Genomic DNA, 24089 nt, shown 5'->3' on the forward strand with positions numbered 1-24089 from the left:
ATAAGCGGTGATTCATCGCTTTGCTGACATAGTGCGGCCATGAAAATCACGAGGCCCGGCAGCCGTGCCCGCACCGCTCGCCCGCGCGGCCGCCGTACCGCCCTCGTGCTCGCCGGCTCCGCCCTCCTGGCCTGCGCCCTCTCCTGCTCCGGCGGCCACGACGCGCCCCACCCGGCCCGCCGGGCCCCCGGCTCCGGCGCGGGCGCCACCGGTGCGGCCCCCTCCCCGGGCGCCCGGGGCATCGGCGACCCGCTGCTGCCGCTCGACGGCAACGGCGGCTACACCGTGCGCCGTTACGACCTCGCCTTCGACTGGCGGGCGCCGGGCACGCCGTTCGCGGCCGGCGCCACCATCACGGCCACCGCCACCCAGGCCCTGTCCCGCTTCGACCTGGACTTCGCGGGCAACACGCTGCACACGGTCAGCGTCGACGGCCGTACCGCGCGGGCGGAACGCGACGGCGACGAACTCGTCGTCACCCCGGCGCGCCCGGTCCCGGACGGCGCCGCCTTCACCGTGCGGGTCACCTACACCGCCGACCCCGCCCAGCGCCGCCACCGCCGCGACGCGATCGGCGAGTACGGCTGGGTGCCCACCCCCGACGGCACCGTGCTGTACCCGCAGCCCGACGGCGCCAAGATGATCTTCCCGGCCGACGACCACCCCAGCCTGCGGGCGCCGTTCACCTTCCGCATCACCACCCCGGCGGACCGCCAGGCGGTGGCCAACGGCCGGCTCGTCGAGCGGGCTCCGCAACCCGGCGGACGCGTCCGGTGGACGTACGACTCCGAGGAGCCGATCGCGGCCCAGCTCGTCCAGCTGGCCATCGGGAGGTTCACGTTCGCCGACGGCACCGGGCCGCACGGTCTGCCGGTACGGGACGTGGTGCCCGAGGACCTCGTCGCGGACACCGCGGAGCACCGCGCCCTCACCCCGGAACACCTGGCCTGGCTGGAACAGCGGCTCGGCCCCTACCCGTTCCGCCGCTACGGAGTGCTGGTCGCCGACACCGACCTGCCGGTCGCGCTGGAGACCCAGTCGCTGTCCGTCGTGCCGAGGGACAGCCTGCTGGGCGACCGGGTGCACGCCGAACGCGACCTGGTGCACGAGCTGGCCCACCAGTGGACGGGTGACAGCGTCGCCCTGCGGCGGTGGTCGGACCTGTGGCTGAGCGAGGGTCACGCCCGTTTCTACGAACGCCTCTACTCCGATGCGCACGGCGGGGTGTCCCTGGAGGACGCGATGCGGGACGCGTACGAGCAGCACGACCAGTGGCGGCACGACGACGGGGCGCCCGCCGAACCCACCGAGCCGTCCCTCTTCCGGAACATCCGCTACGACGGCTCCGCGCTGGTGCTCTACGCGCTGCGGGAGGAGGTCGGCGAGGAGACCTTCGAGCGGATCGAGCGGACGTGGGTGGCCCGGTACCGGGGCCGGGCCGCCGGCACCGCTGACTTCGTCGCGCTCGCCTCCGGGGTCGCCGGCCGGGACCTGGGACCGTTTCTGACGCCGTGGCTGTACGGGCCGCACACCCCGCCGATGCCCGGGCACCCCGACTGGCGGGTGGACCCCGTCGAGGACGACGGGGACTGAGCGTTCACGCCGCCGACCGGGTGGCCTGGGCGGGGTCACTGGTCCACGCCGGTGACCCTTGGCGCGACGTGGCGCCGTGCGGACGGCAGCGTTGACGGGGTGGCGGTGGAGCATTCGCTCCCCTGGGCAGCACGAGCGCGGTCGGAGGCCCTTGCGTATGTGGAGTCGTGTCATGTCCCGTGTTCCCGGTGCCGTGCGTGGACGCAACGGGCTGATCTGCGCCACCGCCTCGGCGGCGCTCCTGCTGCCGCTGCTGGCCTGGCCGTCCGACGACGGCGGGACGGAGGACCGGCGGCTCCAGGACGACTTCGCGACCGCCGCGCAGGACTACCACGTGCCGGTGAGCGTCCTCATGGGCGTGTCCTACCTCCAGTCGCGCTGGGACTCCCATCCCGGCGTCCCCAGCACCGGCGGCGGCTACGGGCCGATGCACCTGGTGGACGCCGGCCTCACGGGGGCGGCGGGTCCCTCGCCCCGGCCCGCGGCCCGGCCCGCGCGCGGCCGTCCGGAGCAGCAGGCGGCGGACCTGCGCCGGGCCGCCCGTCTGACCGGGGAGGCGACGGACCGGCTGCGGCTGGACGCCGCCGCCAACGTGCGCGGCGGCGCCGCCCTGCTGGCGGCGACCCAGAAGGCGCTCGGCAAGCCGCTGAGCAGGAACCCGGCGGACTGGTGGGACGCCGTGACCCGGTTCTCCGGCTCCAGCGACAGGGCGGAGGCGGCGACGTACGCGCACGACGTCTTCGAGGTGATCCGGCAGGGCGCGCACCGCACCACCGACGTGGGCCAGCGGGTCAGCCTGGCCGCCCGCCCCGAGGTGCGCTGGAACCCCGCCGGCCGGTCCGGGCCGCAGCGGGCGCAGGACCCCGAGTGCCCGCCGGAGCTGTCCTGTTCCTGGCTGAGCGCGTCCTACGACACCACCGACGACGAGGGCGGGTACGGCAACCACGACCTGGCCGACCGGCCCCGGGACCAGAAGATCGACTACATCGTCATCCACGACACCGAGGCGATCCTGCCGAACATGTTCAAGACCGTGCAGGACCCGACGGAGGCGTCCTGGCACTACTCGATCAGCTCCCGTGACGGGCACGTCACCCAGCACATCAAGACCAAGGACGAGGCCTGGCACTCGGGCAGCCAGTTCGTCAACGCCCGCTCGATCGGCATCGAGCACGAGGGCTTCCTCACCCAGCCGGACGCCTGGTTCTCCGAGACGATGTACCGGACCTCGGCCCGCCTGGTGCGCTACCTGGCGAGGAAGTACGGCGTCCCGCTGGACCGGCAGCACATCTTCGGCCACGACAACGTGCCCGCCCCGACCGCCGACTCCATCCCCGACATGCACGACGACCCTGGCCCGTTCTGGGACTGGCGGCACTACTTCGACCTGCTCGGCGCCCCGCTGAAGGCGACGGCGGGACCGGACAGCCCGATGGTGACCGTGCTGCCCGACTACGCCACCCACAAGCCGCGGTTCACCGGGTGCACCGGGAAGGGCGACCCGTGCGCGCCGCACGGCTCCAGCGCCGTGCGCCTGCACACCGAGCCGTCCGACGGCGCACCGCTGATCCAGGACATGGGCCGGCACCCGGACGGCGACGACTCCACGGAGGACGTCAACGACCTGGGCTCGCGGGTCTCGGCCGGCCAGACGTTCGCGGTCGCCGGACGCAGCGGCGACTGGACGGCGATCTGGTTCCAGGGCAACAAGGCCTGGTTCGAGAACCCGAAGAAGCACCCGACGGCCGTAGGCGCGGCCGGCCGGATGGTCACGCCCAAGGAGGGCCTGAGCGAGATCCCGGTGTACGGGCGAGCGCTGCCGGACGAGGACGCCTACCCGGACGGCGTGGACGAGCAGCCCGAGTCGCCGCTGCCGTACGGCCTCCGCGCGGGCCAGCGGTACGTGACCCGGTCCAGCGTGCTCGGTACCTGGGCCGGAAAGTCCTACGGCAGCGCCCCCAACCCGGTGGTGAAGGGCCGCGAGCGCTACTACGAGATCCAGTTCGGGCACCGGCTCGCCTACGTCCGGGAGCAGGACGTGGACCTGGTGAAGGCTCCGTCCGCGAAGGCCCCGGACTCCGGGGCGGCGGGCGGCCCTTCGCACTGACGCGGCCCCCTCCCCGGCGGACCGGCCGGGGCACCAGGGTCCCACCGTCCTCGTCGCCCGCCGGGCACGTCCCGTCCCGGACACCGGTGACGGGCTTCTTACGGACCCGTGACGCGCCGTCCGCCGGACGGGGCCGGGACCGGACCCGGGCCTAGCGTGGGCGTATGCGCGTACTGGTCACCGGCGGTGCCGGGTTCATCGGGTCCCATGTCGTCGACGCCCTGCGGGCGCGCGGGCACGAGCCGGTCGTCTACGACGTCCGGGACGATCCCGCGGCCGACGTGCGCGACCCGGCGGCGGTCGCCCGCGCGCTCGCCGGGGTGGACGCGGTCTGCCACCAGGCGGCCATGGTGGGCCTCGGCGACGGCGTCGCGGACGCGGCCGACTACGTCGCCCACAACGACCTGGGCACCGCCGTCCTGCTCGCCGCGATGGCCCGGGCGGGCGTACGGCGGCTCGTGCTGGCCGGCTCGATGGTGGTGTACGGGGAGGGCCGCTACGAGTGCCCCGCGCACGGCGTCGTACGTCCCGGCCCGCGCGCCGAGGCCCGGCTGGCGGCCGGCCGCTTCGAGCCGGACTGCCCCTCCTGCGGCGCCGAACTGGCCCCGGGACCGGTCGCCGAGGACGCCCCGGCCGACCCGCGCAACGTCTACGCCACCACCAAGCTCGCCCAGGAGCACCTGTCCGCCGCCTGGGCGCGCTGCACCGGCGGTACGGCCGTCTCGCTGCGCTACCACAACGTCTACGGCCCCCGGATGCCCCGCGACACCCCGTACGCCGGGGTCGCCTCCTTCTTCCGCTCGGCCCTCGAACGCGGCGAGCCGCCACGGGTGTTCGAGGACGGACGGCAGCGCCGGGACTTCGTCCACGTGCGTGACGTGGCCGCCGCCAACGTGACCGCGCTGGAGGCCGGGGCCCGCCCCGGAACGCTCACCGCGTACAACACCGGCAGCGGTGAGCCGCACACGGTGGGCGAGCTGGCCCGCGCCCTGGCCGCCGCACACGGCGGCCCCGAGCCGCTGGTCACCGGCGAGTACCGGCTGGGGGACGTCCGCCACATCACGGCGGACTCCTCCCGCCTGCGCGCGGAACTCGGCTGGCGGCCGGAGACCGGTTTCGCGGCGGGGATGCGGGAGTTCGCGCGGGTCCGGTGAGCACCGGGCCTCTTCGAGTGCCGCCGCCGCGTCCCCGCCTACCCTCCGGCCGCCGGGAGGGTCACCTCGAAGCGGCAGCCGCCCGGGATGTTGCGCACCGAGGCGTGGCCCTGATGCGCCTCCACGATCCCCCGTACGATCGCCAGGCCGAGACCCGCCCCCGCCGGGGGCGTCCGGGCGTCCGTGCCGCGCCAGCCGGTGTCGAAGACGCGGGGCAGGTCCTCCTCGGGGATGCCGCCGCAGCCGTCCGTCACCGACAGCACCACCCCGCCGGGCGCGCGTTCGGCGGCGACGGCGACCGTGCCGTCGGCGGGGGTGCGGCGGATGGCGTTCACCAGCAGGTTGGCCAGCACCCGGCTCATCTCCTTGCCGTCGACCTCCACCGGCACCGGCTCCACCCCGTCCCCGACGAGCCGTACACCGTGCTCGCGGGCGAGCGGTCCGACGCCCGCGATGGCGTCGCCGACCAGGTCGTACAGGGAGACACGGGCCGGGCTGAGGGGGAGCGTGCCGGCGTGGATGCGGGAGAGCTCGAACAGGTCGCCGACCATGTCGTTGAGGCGTTCCACCTCGGTGCGGATCTGCTTGAGGTAGCGGTCCGGATCGGTGGCCACCCCGTCCTCCAGCGCCTCCGACATGGCACGCAGCCCGGCGAGCGGGGTGCGCAGATCGTGCGAGATCCAGGCGACCAGCTCGCGCCGGGAGGTCTCCAGCGCCCGCTCGCGGTCCCGGGAGGCGGCCAGCCGGGCGCTGGTCGCGGCCAGCTCGCGGCTCAGCGCGTCCAGTTCGGCGGTGGCCGGGACGGCGGGCGCGGCGAAGGCGCCGCCGTCGCCGAAGTGCCGTGCGGCCTCGGTGAGTTCCCGGCTGCGGGCGACGACCCAGCGGCCCAGCAGCAGTGCGGTGGCCAGGGAGACGACGGCCGCCATCGCGACGACGGCGGTGACGACCCGCAGATCGTGGGCGGACAGGAACATCGCCCGGGCCACGGCCATGGTCCCGGCGAGCATGGCCACCACCCCGACGGCGGCCACCACGGCGAGCGAGGCGGTGAGGGAGCGTCTGCGGATCAGGCGCAGCACGGCCGCGCCGGCGAGGCCGGTGGCGGCGGCGCCGAGGAAGGCGTAGAGGGCGATGAGGAGGTTGTCGCGCACGTCAGACCGTCTCCTTCCCCGTGGCGTCGAAGCGGTATCCGACGCCCCACACGGTCTGGATGAGGCGGGGCCGGGCCGGATCGTCCTCGACCTTGCCGCGCAGCCGGCGGACATGGACGGTGACGGTCGACAGGTCACCGAAGTCCCAGCCCCACACCTCCCGCATCAGCTCCTCCCGGCCGAACGCCCGGCCCGGATGCCGCAGGAAGAAGGCGAGCAGGTCGAACTCGCGCAGGGTGAGCAGCAGTTCGTCGCCGTCCTTGGTGGCGCGGCGGGCCTGCGGGTCCACGGTCAGGCCGGCCGCGCCGAGCCGGCCGCGCGGTGCGGCGGGCCGGGCGCGGCGCAGCACCGACTCCACCCGCAGCACCAGTTCGCGCGGGCTGAACGGCTTGGTGACGTAGTCGTCGGCGCCGACCTCCAGGCCGAGGACGCGGTCGTCCTCGTCGCCGCGCGCGGTGAGCATGACGACCGGCACCGAACCCCGCTCGCGCAGCCGGCGGCACACCTCCAGGCCGTCCATGCCGGGCAGCATCAGATCGAGCACCACCAGGTCCGGCCGGTGCTCGGCGGCCCGGTCGAGGGCGGCGGGCCCGTCACCGGCACGGTCCACGGCGAACCCGGCACGGTCCAGATAGCCCGCGACGACCTCGGCGACGGTCGGGTCGTCGTCCACGACGAGGATCCGGCCCCGGCTGTCCGGCCGCCGTCCGGTGTCCGGCGATACGTATGGCTGCTGCATGTCTCCCACCCTGGCACCGCGCCGCCGCCCCGGCCCGGTCCCGGCTGCGACGTCCGGGTTTCGTAAGGAGCGGATGTCCGGTTCGTCACGGTTCGGCTTCGTAGGGTGAACGCCGTGACCACCTCACCGTGCCCCACCGGCGTGGATGTCGTCCTGCCCTGTCTGAACGAGGCCGCGGCCCTGCCGTGGGTGCTGGAGCGCGTTCCGCCCGGCTGGCGCGCCCTCGTCGTCGACAACGGGTCCACCGACGGCTCCGCCGGCCTCGCCCGCGCCCTCGGCGCCACCGTCGTCACCGAGGAACGGCGGGGCTTCGGCGCCGCCTGCCACGCGGGGCTGCTGGCCGCCACCGCCGACGTGGTGTGCTTCTGCGACTGCGACGCCTCCCTCGACCCCGCGCACCTGGTCCCGTTCGTCCGCGAGGTCCAGGGCGGCGGCGCCGATCTGGTCCTCGGCCGGCGCCGCCCGCAGACCCGGGGCGCCTGGCCCGCCCACGCCCGGGCCGGCAACCTGGCGCTGGCCCGTCTGCTGCGCCGCCGCACCGGGCTGCGCCTGCACGACCTCGGCCCGCTGCGCGCCGCCCGCCGGGAGGCCCTGCTCGCCCTGGACCTCACCGACCGGCGCAGCGGCTATCCCCTGCAGATGGTGGTGCGCGCCGCCGACGCCGGCTGGCGCGTCACCGAGCACGACGTCCCCTACCTCCCGCGCACCGGCACCTCCAAGGTCACCGGCACCTGGCGCGGCACGTGGCACGCCGTGCGGGACATGAGCACGGTCCTGAAGGAGCCGCCCGCCGTCCGCCCCCGGCCGCCGGCCGGCGGTGGCTGACCGCGTGGTCCCCCGCGCCCCCGAGGACTCGCACCACCCCGCGCCGCACAAGGAGACCGAACCGTGATCACCCTCCTGGTCATCGCCAAGGAACCCCGCCCCGGCAGGGTCAAGACCCGCCTCACCCCGCCCTTCACCCCCGCCCAGGCCGCCACCCTCGCCGAGGCCTCCCTCACCGACACCCTGCGCGCCGTGGCCGGGACCCCCGCCGCCCGCAGGCTCCTCGTCCTGGACGGCCGGCCCGGCCCCTGGCTCCCGCCCGGCTTCGACGTCGTCCCCCAGTGCGCCGGCGGCCTCGACGACCGCCTCGCCGGCGCCTTCGCCCACTGCCCGGGCCCGGCCCTGCTGATCGGCATGGACACCCCGCAGGTCACCCCCGCCCTGCTCACCGTGGACTTCGCGGACTGCGACGCGTACTTCGGCCCGGCCGAGGACGGCGGCTTCTGGGCGCTGGGCCTGGCCCGTCCCGAGCCCGCGCTGCTGCGCGGAGTGCCCATGTCGACGCCGATGACCGGGGCCGTGCAGCGGGAGCGGCTGGTGGCCGCCGGGCTGCGGGTGCGGGACCTGCCCAGGCTGCGGGACGTCGACACCGCCGCCGACGCGCGCGCCGTCGCCGCCCTGGCCCCGCACGGCGCCTTCGCCGCACGGCTCGCCGGCTGCGCGGCCGGCCGGTGAGCGCGGCCGGCGCCCCGCCCGCCTGGGCGGCCAGCGATCCGTACGCCGCCGCCGTGCTCAGCGGCCGGGGCCCGCTGTTCCTGCGCCACGCCGACGGCCGGCTGCTGCCCCTGGAGGTGGAGCGCTGGTGCGCGGACGCGGACGCCGTGGACCGGGCGGTGCTGGCCCGCTGCGAGGGCGCCGTCCTGGACGTCGGCTGCGGACCGGGCCGGCTGGTGGCGGAACTCGCCGCCCAGGGCCGCACCGTGCTCGGAGTCGACGTCTCCGGGGCCGCCGTCACCCGCACCATCACCGTGGGCGGCCAGGCGCTGCGCCGCTCCGTCTTCGGCCCGCTGCCCGGCGAGGGCCGCTGGGGGACCGTCCTGCTCATGGACGGCAACGTCGGGATCGGCGGCGACCCGGCCGCCCTGCTGCACCGGATGGGACAACTGCTGTGTTCCGGAGGCCTGCTGATGATCGAGACCGACCCGGCGGACCTCGACGAGCGCGCCGAGGTGCGGGTCGTGCGCCATGGCCGGGAAACGGACGGCGAACCCTTCCCGTGGGCCCGGATCGGCACCCCGGCCCTGCTCCGGATCGCGGACCGGGCCGGGTGGCGGACGGCCGCTCAGTGGACGGCCGGTGAGCGCCGCTTCGTCGCCCTGCGCACGCCGAGCCCCCGCAGCACCAGCAGCAGCGCCGAGCCGCCGAAGAGCACGGCCGTGATCAGCAGCCAGCGGCCGAGGTAGACGTCGGCGGACATGCCGGTGGCCGCGCGGTAGCGCCGGTCCACCAGGTTCAGGATCAGCGGGCACCACACGAGCAGCAGCAGTCCCGACAGCACGGCCGGCACCCGCACGTACAAGGTCCACCCGCGCCGTCCGGCGGCGCCGAGCCCGCGGACGACCGCCCGGTCCGCCGCCGAGTACAGCGGCAGCAGCACCAGGTCGTGCAGCAGCGCGGCGCCCACGATCCACAGCGCGATCCCGCGCCAGTCACCGGCGAACAGCCGCACCCCCGCGTACCCGGCGAGCGCGAACGTGCAGCCGAACAGCAGCAGTTGGAACGGGCTTCCGACCGGGAAACGGCGCCGCATCACAGGTCTCCGAAGGTCAGCCGGGCCACCCACTTGGTGTTGAGCACACCGGGCGCCGCGGGCACGATGATCCGCGCCGGGTATCCGTGGTCCATGGACAGGTCCTCACCGTTGACGGACAGGGCGAGCAGGGAGCGGCCGTCGGCCACCTGATTGGCGCGCAGGGCCGCGCGGCGGAAGGCGCCGTGCCGCTGCAGGGACTCCACGAACACGTCCGGCACCTCCCCGTCGTACCCGGCGAGCGCCGCGAGGTCGCGCAGCCGCACCCCGCGCCACCACTGGTCGGCGGTCGACCAGCCCTCCACGCAGGCGATGGGCAACGACGAGCTGTGCTGGGGCAGTCGCAGCAGCTCGGCTCGGCTGAGGCGCACCGTGCCGGTCCGCCCGGTGACGACGAGCCGCCACGCCTCCTCACCGGTCTCCGCCGCGTCGATCCCGGCGTACCCGGCCGTCTTGTTGATCTGGAAGCCGTTGGGGCCGCCGCCCGGGTCGGGCCCGCCGTGCGGCGCGAGCAGCGCGGTGCGGCGGAACGGGCCGCCCAGGCTCTGCCCCACCGTGGTCAGGAACAGCAGCAGCGAACCGCCGCCGACCAGCCACAGCGCCCCGCGCCGGGAGACGGTGGGCGGGTCGGGGCGCGGTGCGGACAGATCGCTCTCCGGTTCCTCGCGCCGTCGCCGTACGGTGCGCACGGCCGCCGGCGCCTTCAGTACGGCGTGCGCCACGAACGCGGCGAAGAACACCCAGGCCCCGTAGAAGTGCAGCGGGTAGAAGGAGCCCGGGAAGACGTAGGCGAGCTGGACGTTGAGCACCCCGGTGGTGAACTCGAACAGCCCGCCGCCGACGAGCAGCAGCAGGGAGAGCCGCTCCAGCGCGTGCGCGAGGGAACGGGCCGGCGGCAGGGTGAACAGCCGGGGCACCACGGACCACAGCTTGGCCAGCAGGACCGGGACGAGGGTGACACCGAGGGTGACGTGGACGCCCTGGGTGAACCGGTACAGCCACACCGGGCCGACCGGCCAGGCGAAGAGGTAGAAACCGAGGACGCCCTTGTCCGGCGTGGTGTCGTTCACCGGGGACAGGTCCGGGTTGTAGGCGGCGTACGACACCAGACCGGTCACGAACAGCACGGTGATGCCGGCGAGCAGCACGAGGCCGAGCACCGAGGTGAACCAGGGCCCGCGCAGGGGGCTGCGCCAGAAGCCGGGGGCGGTGGGAAGCCGGGGATGGTCGCGCATGTGCCGACGGTAGGCCGCGAGGGGCCCGGAAAAGGGCCCGCGACCGGTGACGAAACGCTGACGTCCGCCCCGTGCGACGGCTCCGGCACGGCCGAGCGGCCTAACGTGCCGACGTGACCCGCTCCCTCCGCCGTGACGCCGGCCGCGACCTCCGCCGCCCCGCCGGCCGTGACACCCGTCGCGGCCTCCGCCGTGACCTGTACGCCGCCGGGGCCGCCGCCCTGCTGGTGACGGCCGCCGTGCTGACCGGCCGCCACATCCAGTCCACCCGCCACACCCTGTTCGTGCACTGGCCGCCCCTGCTGGCGAAGTGGGACCCGCACCTGGGCCCCGGCACCCCGGCCGCCGTGCTGCTCGCCGCGGCCGGGGTGGCGTACGGCCCGTCGCTCGCCGGCCGCCTGCCCTGGCGGGCGCTGCTCGCGGCGGCCTGGGCGGCGGCGACGGCCTGGATCTTCTCCCTCGCCCTGGTCGACGGCTGGCACCGGGGCGTCGCGGGCCGTCTCACCACCCGTGAGGAGTACCTCCGGGTCATCGGCCGCTTCCACGACGTCCCGGCCGCCCTGCGCGACTTCAGCCACCACATCGTGGCCGGCACCCCCGCTCCCTGGCCGGCCCATGTCGCGGGCCACCCGCCCGGCGCCACGCTCACCTTCGTCCTCCTCGACCGGGCCGGACTGCGCGGGGGCGGCTGGGCCGGGCTGTGGTGCGTGCTCACCGGCGCCACGGCCTGCGTGGCCGTCCTGGTCGCCGTACGGGCCCTGGCCGGCGAGGCGTTCGCCCGCCGCGCCGCGCCCTTCCTGGTGCTGGCCCCGGCCGCGGTCTGGACCGGCACCTCGGCGGACGGCTGGTTCGCGGCGGTCGCGGCCTGGGCGGTGGCCCTGCTGGCCCTCGCGGTCACCCGGCGCTCCCTGCCGTGGGCGGCCGCCTCCGGCCTGCTGTTCGGCCTGACCTGCTACCTGTCGTACGGGCTCACGCTCATCGCCCTGCCCGGCGCGGCCGTGCTGTGGACGGCCCGGGACGGGGTCCGCCGGCGTCCCGCCCTGCTCCTGGCCGTGCTCGCCGGACTGGCCGTCGTACCCCTGGCGTTCACACTCGCCGGGTTCGACTGGTGGACGGCGTACCGCCTGCTGGTGACCCGTTACCACCAGGGCGTCGGCGGCACCCGGCCCTACGGCTACTGGGTGTGGGCCAACCTGGCCTGCACCGTGCTGATCACCGGCCTGGCGACGGCGGCGGGCCTGCGCCGGACCGCCACCGTGCTCGCCCACCGCGCGTCCCCCGCCGCCGTCCGCCTGGCGGTCCTCGTCTGCGCCGCCCTCCTCGCCCTGCTGACCGCCGACCTGTCCGGGATGAGCAAGGCCGAGACCGAGCGGATCTGGCTGCCGTTCGCGATGTGGCTGCTCCCGGCGTGCGCGTACCTGCCGCGCCCCCGCGTCTGGCTCGCCGCGCAGACGGCGCTCGCCCTGCTCCTGAACCACCTGCTGCTGACCGGGTGGTGACGGGCGAGGGCGAGGGAGCCGGTCCACAGGCTGTGGACGGCGGCGTCTAGTAGTCCTCCTCACGCACGGGCCGGGCGCGGCCCGGCTCGGGCAGTTCGGCCATCTCGGCGCGCACCACCAGCACATCTCCGATGAACAGGTCGTAGACCAGGATGCCGATCACGGCGCCGACCAGCGGCCCGACGATCGGGATCCACCAGTACGCGCTGAACGAGCCGGCCACACTGCCCGGGAAGGCGAGACTGTCCCAGCCCGCCGCCCAGGTGAACAGCCGTGGCCCGAAGTCGCGGGCCGGATTGATGGCGTAGCCCGCGTTCGCGCCGTACGACATGCCGATCGCGGCGACGACGAAGCCCACGACCAGTGGTGCGAGGTTGGCCTTCACGGCCTGGTTGCGCAGGTCTAGGACGGCGGCGATCAGCATCAGCAGGAAGGCCGTACCGACGATCTGGTCGATCAGCGGCCCCCAGATCCCGCCCTGGAAGTACGGGGCCGGGAAGGTCGCGAAGATCGAGAAGGTGGCATTGGTATGCCCGTTCACCTTCGGCCCCGGCACGGCCGCGTCGAAGGCGTTGATCGCCTGGTGGTAGACGAGGTAGACCAGCGCCGCTCCCGCGAACGCGCCCACGATCTGCGCGAACCAGTACGGCAGCACCTTGACCCAGGGGAACCCGCGGCGCACGGCCATGGCCAGCGTCACCGCCGGATTGATGTGCGCGCCGCTGACGCCGCCGGCGACGTAGACGCCGAAGACGACGGCCATCGCCCAGCCCCAGGTGATCAGCAGCCAGTCACCGGCCGCCAGGAAGATCGTCGTGGGGGTGGCGGCACGGCCCGATCCGGGCAGCGCGGCGACCGCCATCGCGACCACACCGCAGCCGAAGGAGATGAGGACGAAGGTCCCCAGGAACTCCGCCAGACACTCGCCCAGCAGCCCTCCCCGGCTTCGCAGCCGGGACGGCTTGATGAGCGAAGGGATTTCCACAGCCATTGAGGCCCCCTAGAAGAGAGCAATGCGGCCAACATCACCATATTGGCCCACAAATGCTCTTCACGCAGGGCAACGTCCGGTACCCCGGCCCGCCTGCGGTTTCAGCCGTCGAGGTCGTCGGCGTAGTGCCGGAATCCGCGCCGGTCGCGGTGCATGGCCCACAGGGTGTCCGCCAGCACGGCCGGGTCCTTGCGCACGTGCCCGGGGGTGATCGACCCCGGGATGATCAGCTGGGCGACGTGGATGCCCTCGCCGGCCAGCCGGTCGTGCAGCAGATGCGCGTACGCGCTCTCCGCGGCGAACGCGATCGAGGTGCCGGCCCGCTCGGGATGGGGCACGGCGGCCGTACCGCCGTTGACGAAGAGGATGGTCCCGCGGCCCAGCTCCCGCATGCCCGGCAGCACCTGCTGCACCGCCGCGACCGGCCCGTACACGGAGAACTCGATCGGCCCGAGCAGGTCCCGGTACCGGGTCTCCAGCACCGGCCGCATGAAGTCCCGGTGCGGCACCGGGCTGTACTGGAGCACCTCCACGGCCCCGAGCGCGCGGCCGGCGTCCTTCAGCGCCGCCGCCAGTTCCTCCGGCCGGCGCACGTCGGCGGCGAAGCCGCGCGCGGTGACCGCGTCGGCGGCCAGCTCACGGACCAGGTCGTCCAGCCGCCCCGGGTCCCGCGCGAGGAGGGCGACGTCGTAGCCCTCCCGCCCGAACCGGCGGGCGACGGCGGCCCCCAGCCCGGGACCGGCCCCGACGACGGCGATGACACTCACGGAAGAAATCCTCCCCGTCCCACGGCCACCTCACCACCCGCACGGCGGACGAGGCCGCCGCACGGGCAGCACGCGGGTTCCCCGTCACCCGCCGACGACGCCCGCGGACTCCTTGTCCACACCCCGGCCCTGCTCCCGCCGGATCCGCTCCACCTGCGCGGCGGTGACGGCCCGCACGGCGAACGCCCCGGCCACGGCGGCCCCGACCACGGCGGCGTCGGCGACGAGCAGCGGCCACACCTGCGCGTAGGCCCGCGCGATGATCTCGTCCGTCGAGTCGTGCGACACCAGTCCGACCCCGCCGAACATGCCGATGAGCAGGAGCACCCACCACACGTTGACGGAGACGGGCAGCTTCCGTTCCGGGGCGGTGGCCCGGAAGGCGTCCGCGACGATCCCGCGCGGGAACCAGAGGTTCACGACGGGCACGATCCACCCGAGGTACACCCAGATCCCGGCGTACTTCGGCGCCCGCCCCGACAGCACCCGCGCGTTGTCCCGCACCCGCCGCAGCCAGGCCAGGAACAGCAGCGCGCACACGAGGGCGACGGCGCCGCCCAGCGAGGTCACGACGTGGTACGAGTCCTCGAGCCCGTTGAGCGGCCGGTGCACCCCGTCCCCCTGGTCCGGCGGCCCCGAAGCGGGCTCTCCCGCCACGGCCAGCCTGATCTCCCAGACCGCCCGCACCGCCCAGGCGGCCCCGGCCGCCAGCAGCGCCCCGCCGGCCAGCCACCCGGCCGTCCGGACGGACCGCGCGTCGAGCCGCCCGCGAGCGGCTTCCTCCCCCATGTCTTCGTTCACGGGCCCATCCTGGCGCATCGGCCCGCTCAGTCCGCGAAGTACCCCTCGTCGAGCGCGATCTCCTGCAGCCGGTCCAGGCTCAGCTCGGGCCGGGGGCGGGTCACCGGGGTGCTCTCCGCGTAGGAGTTGACCTCGCGGGCCGTCACTCGGCGGCCGTCGGGGCGCAGGGTGTCGACCAGCCAGACCTGAGCGGGGCCGCCCTTCTCCGAACGGGTCCTGACCCTCTTGACCCGGGTGCCGTCGGGCAGGGTCCTGGCTTCGCAGTCGCCGGATTCTCCGGCGCAGCCCATGTGGCCGGCGAGCTGGGCGGTCGCGTCGTACTGGACGTCGACCTCCACCATGTTCCTGCCGTGACCGTCGTCGTGGACCAACTGGACCAGGCCGACGCCGCTGTTCAGGTCGGAGACGGTGCCGTGGGGCAGGTGGGACTCGAGAACCGTGGTCAGGCGGGCGCCGGAGGCCCGGTCCGGGTGGCCCGGGGCGGTGGGAGCGGCGTCCGGGACCGGCAGAGCGGTGATCGCCTCGTTCCATGCCGGGCTGCGCACGATCGCCGTGAGCTGGGCGGTCGAGAGCAGGGGGTCGGCTCCGCCGGTGGCGCCCTTCTCGCCGCCACCGCCGAACTCCTCGGCCGTCAGCTGCACCCCGTCGGCGGTCGTCAGGACCACGTACCACCGCTTCTGGCCGGTGTCGCTGCTGGGATAGGTGAAGGACCTGGTCGTGTCGAGCACGGCACCGCCGGGGAGCCTGCGGGTGGTGCATTCGTCGTACGGGCGCGCCTCCACCGGCAGGCACCCGCCCGTGCCCTGCTCGCCGGCGGGGAGGCCGGACGCCAGTCGCGCGATGGTGAGCTCGATGCCGGAGGATCCGGCATCGGTGGAGTACGTGAGCCGGGCACGCGGCCAGACGCCGGAGCCGTCCGACCGGGAACCCCGGCCCGAGGCCCCGGAGACCGTACCGCCGGGCGGCAACAGGCTCTTCAGCGTGCGGAGCATGTCGTCACCGCTGACCGACGCGTGACCGCGGGAGGGGGACCGGCCAACGGACGCGGGGGTGCTCGCCGAGGCGTCGGCACCGAGCCGGCCGTCCGTCCCGCTTCTGGTGCCGAAGGCGTCCGTGGCCATCAGGGTGCCGCCCACGGCGACCACCGTGACGGCCGCCGCGGCGACGCGGGCTGCGCCGAACAGGCGCATCCTGCGGCCCCGGGCGACGGAGCGGGGCACCAGGTCGGCCGAATGGGGCGGGAACTCGTCGGTCGCGCCGCTCATGGCGCGGGTCACCCGTTCCTCGAAGTCGTCGGGGCGGTGCTCGTCACGTGGCATGGGATGGGCTCTCCGTTCGTCTGGGGAGGTGGTCGGGTGGCGGCGCCCGGCCCGTCAGGCGGTCAGATCGGCCAACTGGCCGCCTAGGAGGGTGCGCAGCCGTTGCAGGGCGCGTTTGCTCTGCGCCCGGACGGCCCCGGGGGACATCCGCAGCACCTGTGCGGTGTCCTCCACCGAGCGGTCCTCCCAGTAGCGGAGCACCAGCACGGCACGGTCCCTGGACGTCATCCGCGCGAGGCCGTCCAGCAGCGCCATCCGCAGTTCCGCGTCCCGTGCCGGACCGGCGGCGTCCGGCAGCCGGTCGCTGGGACGCTCGGTGGAGCTGCGACGCCGGCGCTGGGAGAGGAAGGTCCGCACCAGCACGGTGTCGGCATAGGCCACCGGGGAGCCGGCCCGGCTGACCCGCCGCCAGGACCGGAACATCTTGGCGAGGGTCTCCTGCACCAGGTCCTCGGCGAGGTGCCAGTCGCCCGTGAGCAGGCATGCGGTCCGGAACAGCGGTCCGCTGCGGGCGATTGCGAACTCCAGGTAGTCCGCGGGTGCTTCCCTCACCGTGTGTCCCTCCGTGGTCGGACGTCACCCTTTACACGCGATGGGGGCACGGCCGCGTTACGCCCGGGCGCCGGCCGCCGGAAAAAAGAGTGCGGCCCGGACACCGTCGTGCGGGGTCCGGGCCGGGGCATGGCGCGGGAAGGATCAGGTCCTGACCGTGAGGTGAGCGTGGGCCAGGCGCCGACGGCAGCGCCCCGACGCCGGACCGGCGCCCTCACCGGCGGTCCGGCCGGACCGCCCGTCGTCGGCGGATCAGCGCCGCGGCCCTCCCGGCTCCGCCCGGCGCCGGCATGCGCCGGATGCCCGGGCTCAGGCCATCCAGAAGAAGACCGCGGTCATCCGCTTGCGCGCCAGTTCCCCGCCGAAATAACCCGTCGCGCTGTGCACCAGGCAGGCGTTGTAGAGGAGGAGCCGGTTGTACCGGTGCGGAACGCGGACATCCTCCTCGAAGGCGTCGGCGGTCACGAAACGGGTGCCGAGCGCCTCCACGAGGTTGTCGTGCGGTGCCCGGACGACATTGCCGCCGAGCCGGCCGCCGGGCAGGGACTGGCGGTAGAAGCTGGTGCCGCAGTCCTCGGGCACATCCGGGTTGAGGTACAGCACGGCCGCGTACCGGCACAGCGCACGCGAGTCGGTGTGCGGTCGGGGCTCGCTCTCGCCCTCGCCGACCACCTGTACGCAGTTGTGGTTCAGGGTGCCGCCGCCGGGCGCCCGCTGGACCCAGAGCTTCCCGGCCCCGGTCGCCTTCATCACCAGCCTCTCCACAGCGCCGAGTTCGTGCGGTTCGAGGCCGGGCATGGCGCGCAGTCCCGGCCAGGTCTCGGAGGTGTACGGGCGGCCCCGGGTCCAGTCGTCCTTGGCCAGGCACCGCTCCCGTACGGCATCGGGGTCCGGGAGGACGTCGTCCAGCACCCAGTAGTCGCGGCCCTCGGTGGGCTTGCGGTAGGGCAGGACGGGCAGCGCGGCGGGCGTCCTCGGGGACGGTTGCGGGGGCATGCGGCGAATCTAGGACGGCCTCCGGTCTGCCTTCTCCCGGCGGAGGGTCAACCTTCACCCAACCGTCCGTCACGTACATCCATCGATCCCCAACGGATCGCAATCGCGGGGCGCCGCAACCCTGGTGCCGGCCCGTGACAGTTTTTACCCGTTCCACAGAGACGATCGGCCATCGCATCCGTACTGCTGTGCGTACGAACTGCCCGCGTGTCGTCGGGGGCGGGATCCACGACCGGGCAGGAGGCACGGTGCGCTTTTCGCGGAACGCGACGGGAACCATCTTCGTGGGCGGTGCGATGGCCCTGACACTCGGCGCGCTCGCCTACCCGAGCATGCTCGGGCTGAACACCGTCTCCACCTCGCAGACCCAGATCATCGCCCAGACGCAGTGGGGGCCGCTCACCGAGGGCGACCGGGACTTCGTGGTCAAGGTGCGGGCCGCCGGCCTCTGGGAGTACCCGCTCGGCCAGATCGGGCTGCAGAAGGGCTCCTCGAAGGGCGTCCTGGAGGCGAGCAAGCACCTGGTCGACGGGCACGCCGCGCTGGACGCGAGCTGCCGCAAGATCGCGCCCATGCTGAACATCACCCTGCCCAACATCGCGAGCCCCCAGCAGGAGGGCTTCGTCACCCAGCTCAAGGCGGAGAGCGGCAAGTCGTTCGACACCGACTTCGCCAACATCCTGCGGATGACCCACGGCTCGATCTTCAACACGATCGCCAAGATCCGCTCCACCACCAAGAACTCGCTGGTGCGCGCCCTGGCCGACCAGGCCAACAACACCGTGCTGGACCACATCACGGTGATGGAGAAGACCGGTCTGGTCGACTTCGACCAGACCATCTTCCAGCAGACCACCCCGCCGAAGCTGCCCTCCGACAACCTCACCCCGCCCCCGCCGCCGGCGGGCCAGCCGGAGGTGGTGCTCACCCCGCCGCCGAACGCCACGTCCACCCCGCTGAACCTCGGCGGCCTCACCGGCGACGGCGGCGGCTCCGGCGGGAACGCCCCGGCCCCCACCCCCAGTCCGACCGTGGGCTAGCCGAGCCACACCGTGGTGTCCGGCGGGAGCGATCCTGCCTCCGCGAGCGGGGTGCCGGCGAGCAGCACCTCGCCCGGCGGCAGCGGTACGGACCGCTCGGTGAGGTTGGTGACGCAGCGCCAGTTCTCGGTGCGGGAAAAGTCGAGGACACCGGCCGGGGCGCCGGGCGTCCAGGTCAGCGTCTCGCCCTCCAGCAGCTTCCGGCGCAGCCGCAGGGCGGTGCGGTACAGCTCCAGGGTGGAGCCCTCGGCACCGGCCTGCGCCGCGACCGCGTACGAGGCGAAGAACTCCGGCTGCGGCAGCCAGGCGGCCCCCGGACCGAAGCCGTACGACGGCCCGTCCGGTGTCCACGGGAGCGGCACCCGGCAGCCGTCGCGGCCCTTGCGGACATGGCCGGTCTGCTCCCAGATCGGGTCCCGCAGCACCTGGGTGGGCAGGTCGGCGACCTCGGGCAGGCCGAGTTCCTCGCCCTGGTAGACGTAAGCGGAGCCGGGCAGCGCCAGCATCAGCAGGGTCGCGGCCCGGGCCCGGCGCAGACCGGCCGCCTGGTCGACGGCCGGGGCCCTGCCGCCGGACAGCAGCCAGGCGTTCTCGTCGGTGCCGGGCGGCAGCAGCAGGCGGGACGCGTGCCGTACGACGTCGTGGTTGGAGAGCACCCAGGTGGCCGAGGCCCCGACGGTGCGGGCGGTGGCGAGCGAGCCGGTGATGACCTCACGCAGCTCGTCCGCGTCCCAGGAGGCCTGCAGATACTCGAAGTTGAAGGCCTGGCCCAGTTCGTCCGGGCGGGCGTACAGGGCGCGACGGGTGTCCGGGACCCAGGCCTCGGCGACCGCGGTGCGCGGCGGGGTGTAGGCGTCGAAGATCTTGCGCCAGTCGCGGTAGATCTCGTGCACCTCGTCGCGGTCCCAGTACGGGTGGCTGCCGGGCGCGACGCGCAGCAGGGCCTCCTCGCCCGTGGCGCCGATGCCGCCGATGTTCCGCAGCGGCTCGGCGAGGTCCTTGGCGAGGCCGTGCGCGACGTCGACGCGGAAGCCGTCGACGCCCCGGTCGGACCAGAAGCGCAGGGTGGTGCGGAAGTCGGCGCGGACCTCCTCGTTCTCCCAGTTCAGGTCGGGCTGTTCGGGGGCGAAGAGGTGCAGGTACCACTCGCCGTCCGCGACCCGCCGCCAGGCGCTGCCGCCGAACACCGACTGCCAGTCGGTGGGCGGGAGTTCACCGTGCGTGCTGCGGCCGGACCGGAAGACGTAGCGGTCCCGGGCGGCGGAGCCGGGGCCGGCCCGCAGCGCCTCCTGGAACCAGGGGTGCTGGTGCGAGGTGTGGTTGGGGACGATGTCGACGACGACCTTCAGACCGAGCCGGTGCGCCTCGGCCACCATGGCGTCGAAGTCGTCCAGGGTGCCGAGGCGGGGGTCGACGTCCCGGGGGTCGGCGACGTCGTAGCCGCCGTCGGCCAGTTCCGAGGGGTAGAAGGGGCTCAGCCACAGCGCGTCGACGCCGAGCGTGGCGAGGTGGTTCAGGCGCTGGGTGACTCCCCTGAGGTCACCGAGTCCGTCGCCGTCGGCGTCGGCGAAGCTGCGCGGATACACCTGGTAGACGACGGCCTGGCGCCACCAGTCGGGGTTCCGGGACGAGAGGTCTGCCATACGGGCTCCCTTCGGGGAAGGACGACAGTACAGAGACTGTCCACATTGCCCGGAAAGGGAACCTTCGGACGATGAGGAGTGGATCATTCCTCGTGTGATGAAGTTGTGACGGCTTCATGAACGACCTCTGTATTGCCGCAGGTTGACAGGTTTCAACAGGGCCGATCACCATGGCCTCACACTGTGGCGCATATGACCGATGGGCCGCGTGTCTCTTCTGACTTCTTCGCTCACTCGAGCTTCTGCGATGGGATATCCATGTCCATAGCCAGACGTGTCACCGCGCGCCGCCTGCTGGGGACGGGCGCCGCGTCGCTCGCCCTCTGCGCCGCCTCGATCGCCGCCGCCTCCGGCGCCTGGGCCCACGGCACGCACGGCGGTGACGGCTGGACGGCCGGCGGCCACTACACGCCCGGCACCGGCGCCGGCACCGAGACCGGCACCGACCGCTGCCAGTTCTCGCTGGACGGCGTGAACTTCTTCGACTCGGTGAAGGTGGACGACCAGAACCTCAGGCCGACCGAGGACGGCAAGGTCCACGTCAAGGTCCGCGCCGCCGGGGACGCCGCCGGCTGCACCGCCTCGCTCGCCTCCTACCTCGCCCACGGCGCGAGCTTCGCCACCTCCGGTGAGCAGGTCTTCGTCGACTTCGACACGGTGGCCGTCAAGCCGGGCGCGACCGACTCCCTCGACATCTCGGTGCCGGACGCGGGCTGCTTCGCGCAGATCGACCTCTACCGGGGCGCGGTCAAGTTCGACGGCAAGTCCGGCGCGGACGACGGCTTCGAGCACGGGGACCTGCCCAAGGGCCCGGACCACCCGGTCATCAAGGACAAGCTGATCGCGGCCTGGAACGGCGGCACGAAGGACTGCACCAGCGTCCCGGAGGAGCCGCAGTCCCCGTCGCCGAGCGCCCCCGCGGAGGAGTCCGCACCGCCCGCGCCGAGCGCCTCGGAGTCGTCCGCGGCACCGTCCCCGGCCTCCTCGGAGTCCGCGCCGGCCCCGTCCGCCTCCGAGTCGCGGGCCGGCTCGGCGCCCACGCCGGACGGTGGCGGTGACGACGACGGCGACCTCGCGGAGACCGGTGGCGGCGGCAACTCGGGCCTGATCGCGGGCGGAGCCGCCGTGCTGGTCGCGGGCGGCGCCGCGTTCGTGGTCCTCGCGCGCCGCAGGCGGGGCGCCCAGGGCTGACCCTCCGCCTCCTCACGCACACCACGACCCCCGCCGCTCGCGGCAGCCGCGAGGCCTGCGAGACGGCGGGGGTCGTTCCGTATGTGATCTTGAGTACCCGCGCCGATGTGCGGCTGTACGGACGGGCGTTCACCTGCCTACGGTGGGCGGGCCGTGGTGCTCGGGAAGTCGGTGACGGCCCCTCAGGGGTCCATGCCGACGCGGCCCTCGCCACTGTGATCGGGGAGTTCCCGTCCCGTCCGGCGTCCGCCGGGCCACTGGCCGTGTCCACGGCTGGGAAGGCAGGGACGGCGAACGCACCACCCCGTAAGCCAGGAGACCGGCCACGGCAGCTCACGAGATGATCCACGAGGTGCTGGAGCGTGAATCCGATGGCCGATGCCGCTGCCTTCCGATGGCGACGCGAGGACACGATCAGAACGGCGGGGCTGCTGGCGGTGATCGCCGCCCTGCACGTCGTCGCCTTCGGGGTGCTGTTCCTGCTCGTCGCCCCCGGGCACTACAAGGTCGGGCAGGACGTCTTCGGCGTCGGCCTCGGCGTCACCGCCTACACCCTCGGCATGCGGCACGCCTTCGACGCCGACCACATCGCCGCGATCGACAACACCACCCGCAAGCTGATGGCCGACGGCAGACGGCCGGTGTCGGTGGGCTTCTGGTTCGCGCTGGGGCACTCCAGCGTGGTGGTGCTGCTGGCCCTGCTGATCGCGGGCGGCACCCGGCTCGCCGGCCGGGTCATGGACGAGCACTCGCGCACCCACCAGGTGCTCGGCTTCATGGGCACGACGATCTCCGGCACCTTCCTCTACCTCATCGCCGCCCTCAACCTGGTCGCGCTGGCCGGCATCCTGAGGGTGTTCCGGGCGATGCGGTCCGGCACGTACGACGAGCGGGAGCTGGAACAGCACCTGGACTCGCGGGGGTTCATGAACCGTGTGCTGGGGCGGCTGACCAGGTCGGTGTCCCGGCCGGGCCAGATGTTCCCGCTGGGCTTCCTGTTCGGGCTCGGCTTCGACACGGCCACCGAGGTCACGCTGATGGTGATGGCCGGTTCGGGCGCGGCGGCCGGGCTGCCCTGGTACGCGGTGCTGTGCCTGCCGCTGCTCTTCGCCGCCGGGATGAGCCTGTTCGACACCCTCGACGGCACGTTCATGAACTTCGCCTACCAGTGGGCGTTCTCCAACCCGGTCCGCAAGGTGTTCTACAACCTCACCATCACCGGTCTGTCCATCGCCGTCGCCTTCTTCATCGGCACCATCGAGCTGGTCGGGGTCCTGCACGAGAAGTTCGACCTGGGCGACGCCGTGACCGGCTGGATCGCCGGGCTCGACCTGGACAGCGTCGGCTACGTCATCGTCGGGCTGTTCGTGGTGGTGTGGGCGGCGGCGCTGGCGTACTGGCGGCTGGCGCGGGTGGAGGAACGCTGGGCGGCACGGGTCCCGGCGACGTCCGAGTGACCCCGGACCCGCGGCCTGCCCTCCCCGTCCCTCACCCCGCCTGTCCCTGAGGCCCCTCGACGGTCTCCAGGTACAGCTTCACGAACCGGTCCACGTCCACCTGCAACGCCACGTCCACCAGGGCCTGTTCGCGGGCTCCCTCGTGGATCTCGGACTCGCCGGGGCGGGGGCGGCGGTCGACGAGCGTCTGGCCGCGGGCCGGACCGGGCGCGAGGCAGACCTCGACCGGCAGGCGCCGGGTGGTGATGCCCGCCGGATCGGCGACCGCGCACACCGCGCCCGCGTCACCGAGTCCGCCCGCCTCCTCGGCCTCCGGCGCGCCGCCCTGCGCGGTGGGCCGGTGGGCGAGGAGCTCACCGGCCAGCCGGGTGCCCGGATCGGCGCTGCCGCGCAGCCGGTGCACATCGGTGCCGGGCACGACGACCCGCATGAAGACGTCCAGTCCGTACATCGTGATCGGCACCCCTGCGGTGAGCAGCACCGCCGCCGCCTCGGGGTCGTGCCAGACGTTGAACTCGGCGACCGGCGTCGCGTTTCCGGTGGCGACCGCGCCGCCCATGAACACGATCCGCTCGATGTTGCGGGTCACCTCCGGGTGGGTGCGCAGCAGCAGGGCGATGTTGGTGAGCGGGGCCGTGGGCACGAGGGTGACCGGGCGGGGGGAGGCCAGGATCTCCCGGCGGAGCAGGGTCACGGCGTCCACGTCGGCCGGGGTGCGGGTGGGCGCGGGCAGGCCCAGGTCGCCCATGCCGTCCGAGCCGTGCACGTGCCGGGCCGAGCGGGCGGGTTCGATCAGCGGGCGCTCGGCGCCGCGTGCCACCGGGATGTCGGGGGCACCGGCCCGCTCCAGCACGGTCAGGGTGTTGCGGACCACCCCGTCCACGTCCGTGTTCCCGGCCACGCAGGTGACGGCCCGCAGGTCCAGCCCCGGGTGGCGTACGGCGAACAGCAGGGCCAGGGCGTCGTCGACGCCGGTGTCACAGTCGATGATCACAGGAATACCGGACTGCCCGGCCACGACGGACTCCTTCCGCCACCGCGGCCCGAGGACTCGCCACGAAGGCCCCCTCAGCCTACGGCCGCCCGGCGTTCCCGGCCGCACGGCGATCGCGGGCCCCCGGGGAGGCGGACACCCGGGCGATCCCCGTCCGGACAGCCGCGAGCGGACTCCCCGAGGGGGCGGCCCGAGAGCCGAGGTGCTTTCCCACAGCGCTCGCGCCGAGCCGGTGCCGAACCGGTGCCGCACCGGCCGGACAGCCGCGGGGCGCTCGCCCGACGC

General features: G+C 74.1%; 21 protein-coding genes and 1 riboswitch. Of the genes, 10 read left to right on the forward strand and 11 right to left on the reverse strand.

Annotated features, from left to right (window positions below):
- The first annotated feature begins 39 nt into the window (after positions 1-39).
- The 3 genes from ABZ478_RS12480 to ABZ478_RS12490 all read left to right on the forward strand — a co-directional run bounded on the left by ABZ478_RS12480 (position 40) and on the right by ABZ478_RS12490 (position 4854).
- Positions 40-1593, forward strand: coding sequence for a M1 family metallopeptidase (locus ABZ478_RS12480; protein WP_359548001.1), 1554 nt, complete (start codon positions 40-42; stop codon positions 1591-1593).
- Between the two features lie 172 nt (positions 1594-1765).
- Complete coding sequence (locus ABZ478_RS12485) at positions 1766-3700, forward strand: peptidoglycan recognition family protein (protein WP_359548003.1); 1935 nt, start codon at positions 1766-1768, stop codon at positions 3698-3700.
- A gap of 164 nt (positions 3701-3864) precedes the next feature.
- On the forward strand, positions 3865-4854 hold the full coding sequence (locus ABZ478_RS12490; protein ID WP_359548006.1) for an NAD-dependent epimerase/dehydratase family protein: 990 nt from the start codon (positions 3865-3867) through the stop codon (positions 4852-4854).
- A 38-nt stretch (positions 4855-4892) separates the two neighbouring features.
- Here the strand turns inward: ABZ478_RS12490 and ABZ478_RS12495 are convergent, their stop codons facing one another.
- Positions 4893-6005, reverse strand: coding sequence for a HAMP domain-containing sensor histidine kinase (locus tag ABZ478_RS12495; protein ID WP_359548009.1), 1113 nt, complete (start codon positions 6003-6005; stop codon positions 4893-4895).
- A 1-nt stretch (position 6006) separates the two neighbouring features.
- The gene (locus ABZ478_RS12500; RefSeq protein ID WP_359548012.1) at positions 6007-6744 is read right to left on the reverse strand and encodes a response regulator transcription factor; all 738 of its coding nucleotides are present in this window, start codon (positions 6742-6744) and stop codon (positions 6007-6009) included.
- Between the two features lie 105 nt (positions 6745-6849).
- Here ABZ478_RS12500 and ABZ478_RS12505 point away from each other — a divergent pair, with 105 nt between their 5' ends.
- The 3 genes from ABZ478_RS12505 (at position 6850) to ABZ478_RS12515 (ending at position 8972) form a co-directional block, all read left to right on the forward strand.
- Positions 6850-7569 (forward strand): glycosyltransferase family 2 protein, encoded by a 720-nt coding sequence (locus tag ABZ478_RS12505; protein ID WP_359548015.1) that lies wholly within the window; start codon positions 6850-6852, stop codon positions 7567-7569.
- A 63-nt stretch (positions 7570-7632) separates the two neighbouring features.
- Positions 7633-8244, forward strand: coding sequence for a TIGR04282 family arsenosugar biosynthesis glycosyltransferase (locus ABZ478_RS12510; RefSeq protein WP_359548018.1), 612 nt, complete (start codon positions 7633-7635; stop codon positions 8242-8244).
- The gene (locus tag ABZ478_RS12515) at positions 8241-8972 is read left to right on the forward strand and encodes a methyltransferase domain-containing protein (RefSeq protein WP_359548020.1); all 732 of its coding nucleotides are present in this window, start codon (positions 8241-8243) and stop codon (positions 8970-8972) included. Before ABZ478_RS12510 ends, ABZ478_RS12515 begins: the two co-directional genes overlap by 4 nt.
- Positions 8973-9318: 346 nt before the next feature.
- Here the strand turns inward: ABZ478_RS12515 and ABZ478_RS12520 are convergent, their stop codons facing one another.
- Positions 9319-10554 carry a molybdopterin-dependent oxidoreductase gene (locus tag ABZ478_RS12520; RefSeq protein ID WP_359548022.1) on the reverse strand — a complete coding sequence of 412 codons (1236 nt, stop codon included), beginning with the start codon at positions 10552-10554 and terminating at the stop codon, positions 9319-9321.
- Between the two features lie 197 nt (positions 10555-10751).
- Here ABZ478_RS12520 and ABZ478_RS12525 point away from each other — a divergent pair, with 197 nt between their 5' ends.
- Positions 10752-12053, forward strand: coding sequence for a hypothetical protein (locus tag ABZ478_RS12525; protein WP_359548341.1), 1302 nt, complete (start codon positions 10752-10754; stop codon positions 12051-12053).
- Positions 12054-12099: 46 nt separating this feature from the next.
- Here ABZ478_RS12525 and ABZ478_RS12530 read toward each other — a convergent pair whose 3' ends face one another.
- From ABZ478_RS12530 to ABZ478_RS12555, 6 genes are all read right to left on the reverse strand, one after another.
- Positions 12100-13044 (reverse strand): MIP/aquaporin family protein, encoded by a 945-nt coding sequence (locus ABZ478_RS12530; RefSeq protein ID WP_359548025.1) that lies wholly within the window; start codon positions 13042-13044, stop codon positions 12100-12102.
- Between the two features lie 101 nt (positions 13045-13145).
- Positions 13146-13811: an SDR family NAD(P)-dependent oxidoreductase gene (locus ABZ478_RS12535; protein ID WP_359548026.1), complete on the reverse strand. Its 666-nt coding sequence runs from the start codon at positions 13809-13811 to the stop codon at positions 13146-13148.
- A gap of 84 nt (positions 13812-13895) precedes the next feature.
- Positions 13896-14612 (reverse strand): DUF4328 domain-containing protein, encoded by a 717-nt coding sequence (locus tag ABZ478_RS12540; protein ID WP_359548028.1) that lies wholly within the window; start codon positions 14610-14612, stop codon positions 13896-13898.
- A gap of 26 nt (positions 14613-14638) precedes the next feature.
- Positions 14639-15931, reverse strand: coding sequence for a hypothetical protein (locus ABZ478_RS12545; protein ID WP_359548030.1), 1293 nt, complete (start codon positions 15929-15931; stop codon positions 14639-14641).
- 54 nt (positions 15932-15985) lie between these two features.
- A complete protein-coding gene (locus ABZ478_RS12550) occupies positions 15986-16483 on the reverse strand; it encodes a SigE family RNA polymerase sigma factor (RefSeq protein WP_359548033.1) in 498 nt (165 codons plus the stop codon).
- Between the two features lie 309 nt (positions 16484-16792).
- A complete protein-coding gene (locus tag ABZ478_RS12555) occupies positions 16793-17479 on the reverse strand; it encodes a DUF6445 family protein (RefSeq protein ID WP_359548035.1) in 687 nt (228 codons plus the stop codon).
- A gap of 284 nt (positions 17480-17763) precedes the next feature.
- Here ABZ478_RS12555 and ABZ478_RS12560 point away from each other — a divergent pair, with 284 nt between their 5' ends.
- A complete protein-coding gene (locus ABZ478_RS12560; protein WP_359548343.1) occupies positions 17764-18519 on the forward strand; it encodes a DUF4142 domain-containing protein in 756 nt (251 codons plus the stop codon).
- Here the strand turns inward: ABZ478_RS12560 and ABZ478_RS12565 are convergent.
- Complete coding sequence (locus tag ABZ478_RS12565; RefSeq protein ID WP_359548036.1) at positions 18516-20162, reverse strand: alpha-amylase family glycosyl hydrolase; 1647 nt, start codon at positions 20160-20162, stop codon at positions 18516-18518. The genes ABZ478_RS12560 and ABZ478_RS12565 overlap by 4 nt on opposite strands.
- A gap of 258 nt (positions 20163-20420) precedes the next feature.
- On the opposite strand from ABZ478_RS12565, the gene ABZ478_RS12570 reads away from it, so the two are divergent.
- Both ABZ478_RS12570 and ABZ478_RS12575 read left to right on the forward strand, forming a co-directional pair.
- Complete coding sequence (locus ABZ478_RS12570; RefSeq protein ID WP_359548039.1) at positions 20421-21353, forward strand: LAETG motif-containing sortase-dependent surface protein; 933 nt, start codon at positions 20421-20423, stop codon at positions 21351-21353.
- 137 nt (positions 21354-21490) lie between these two features.
- A riboswitch (cobalamin riboswitch) is annotated at positions 21491-21696 on the forward strand.
- 28 nt (positions 21697-21724) lie between these two features.
- A complete protein-coding gene (locus tag ABZ478_RS12575) occupies positions 21725-22810 on the forward strand; it encodes a HoxN/HupN/NixA family nickel/cobalt transporter (protein WP_359548041.1) in 1086 nt (361 codons plus the stop codon).
- 31 nt (positions 22811-22841) lie between these two features.
- On the opposite strand, the gene ABZ478_RS12580 is transcribed toward ABZ478_RS12575, so the two are convergent.
- Positions 22842-23828 carry a nucleoside hydrolase gene (locus tag ABZ478_RS12580; RefSeq protein WP_359548043.1) on the reverse strand — a complete coding sequence of 329 codons (987 nt, stop codon included), beginning with the start codon at positions 23826-23828 and terminating at the stop codon, positions 22842-22844.
- Between the last annotated feature and the right edge of the window lie 261 nt (positions 23829-24089).

Origin of the sequence: Streptomyces sp. NPDC005706 (genome assembly GCF_040631045.1) — a bacterium.
Classification (GTDB): Bacteria; Actinomycetota; Actinomycetes; order Streptomycetales; family Streptomycetaceae; genus Streptomyces.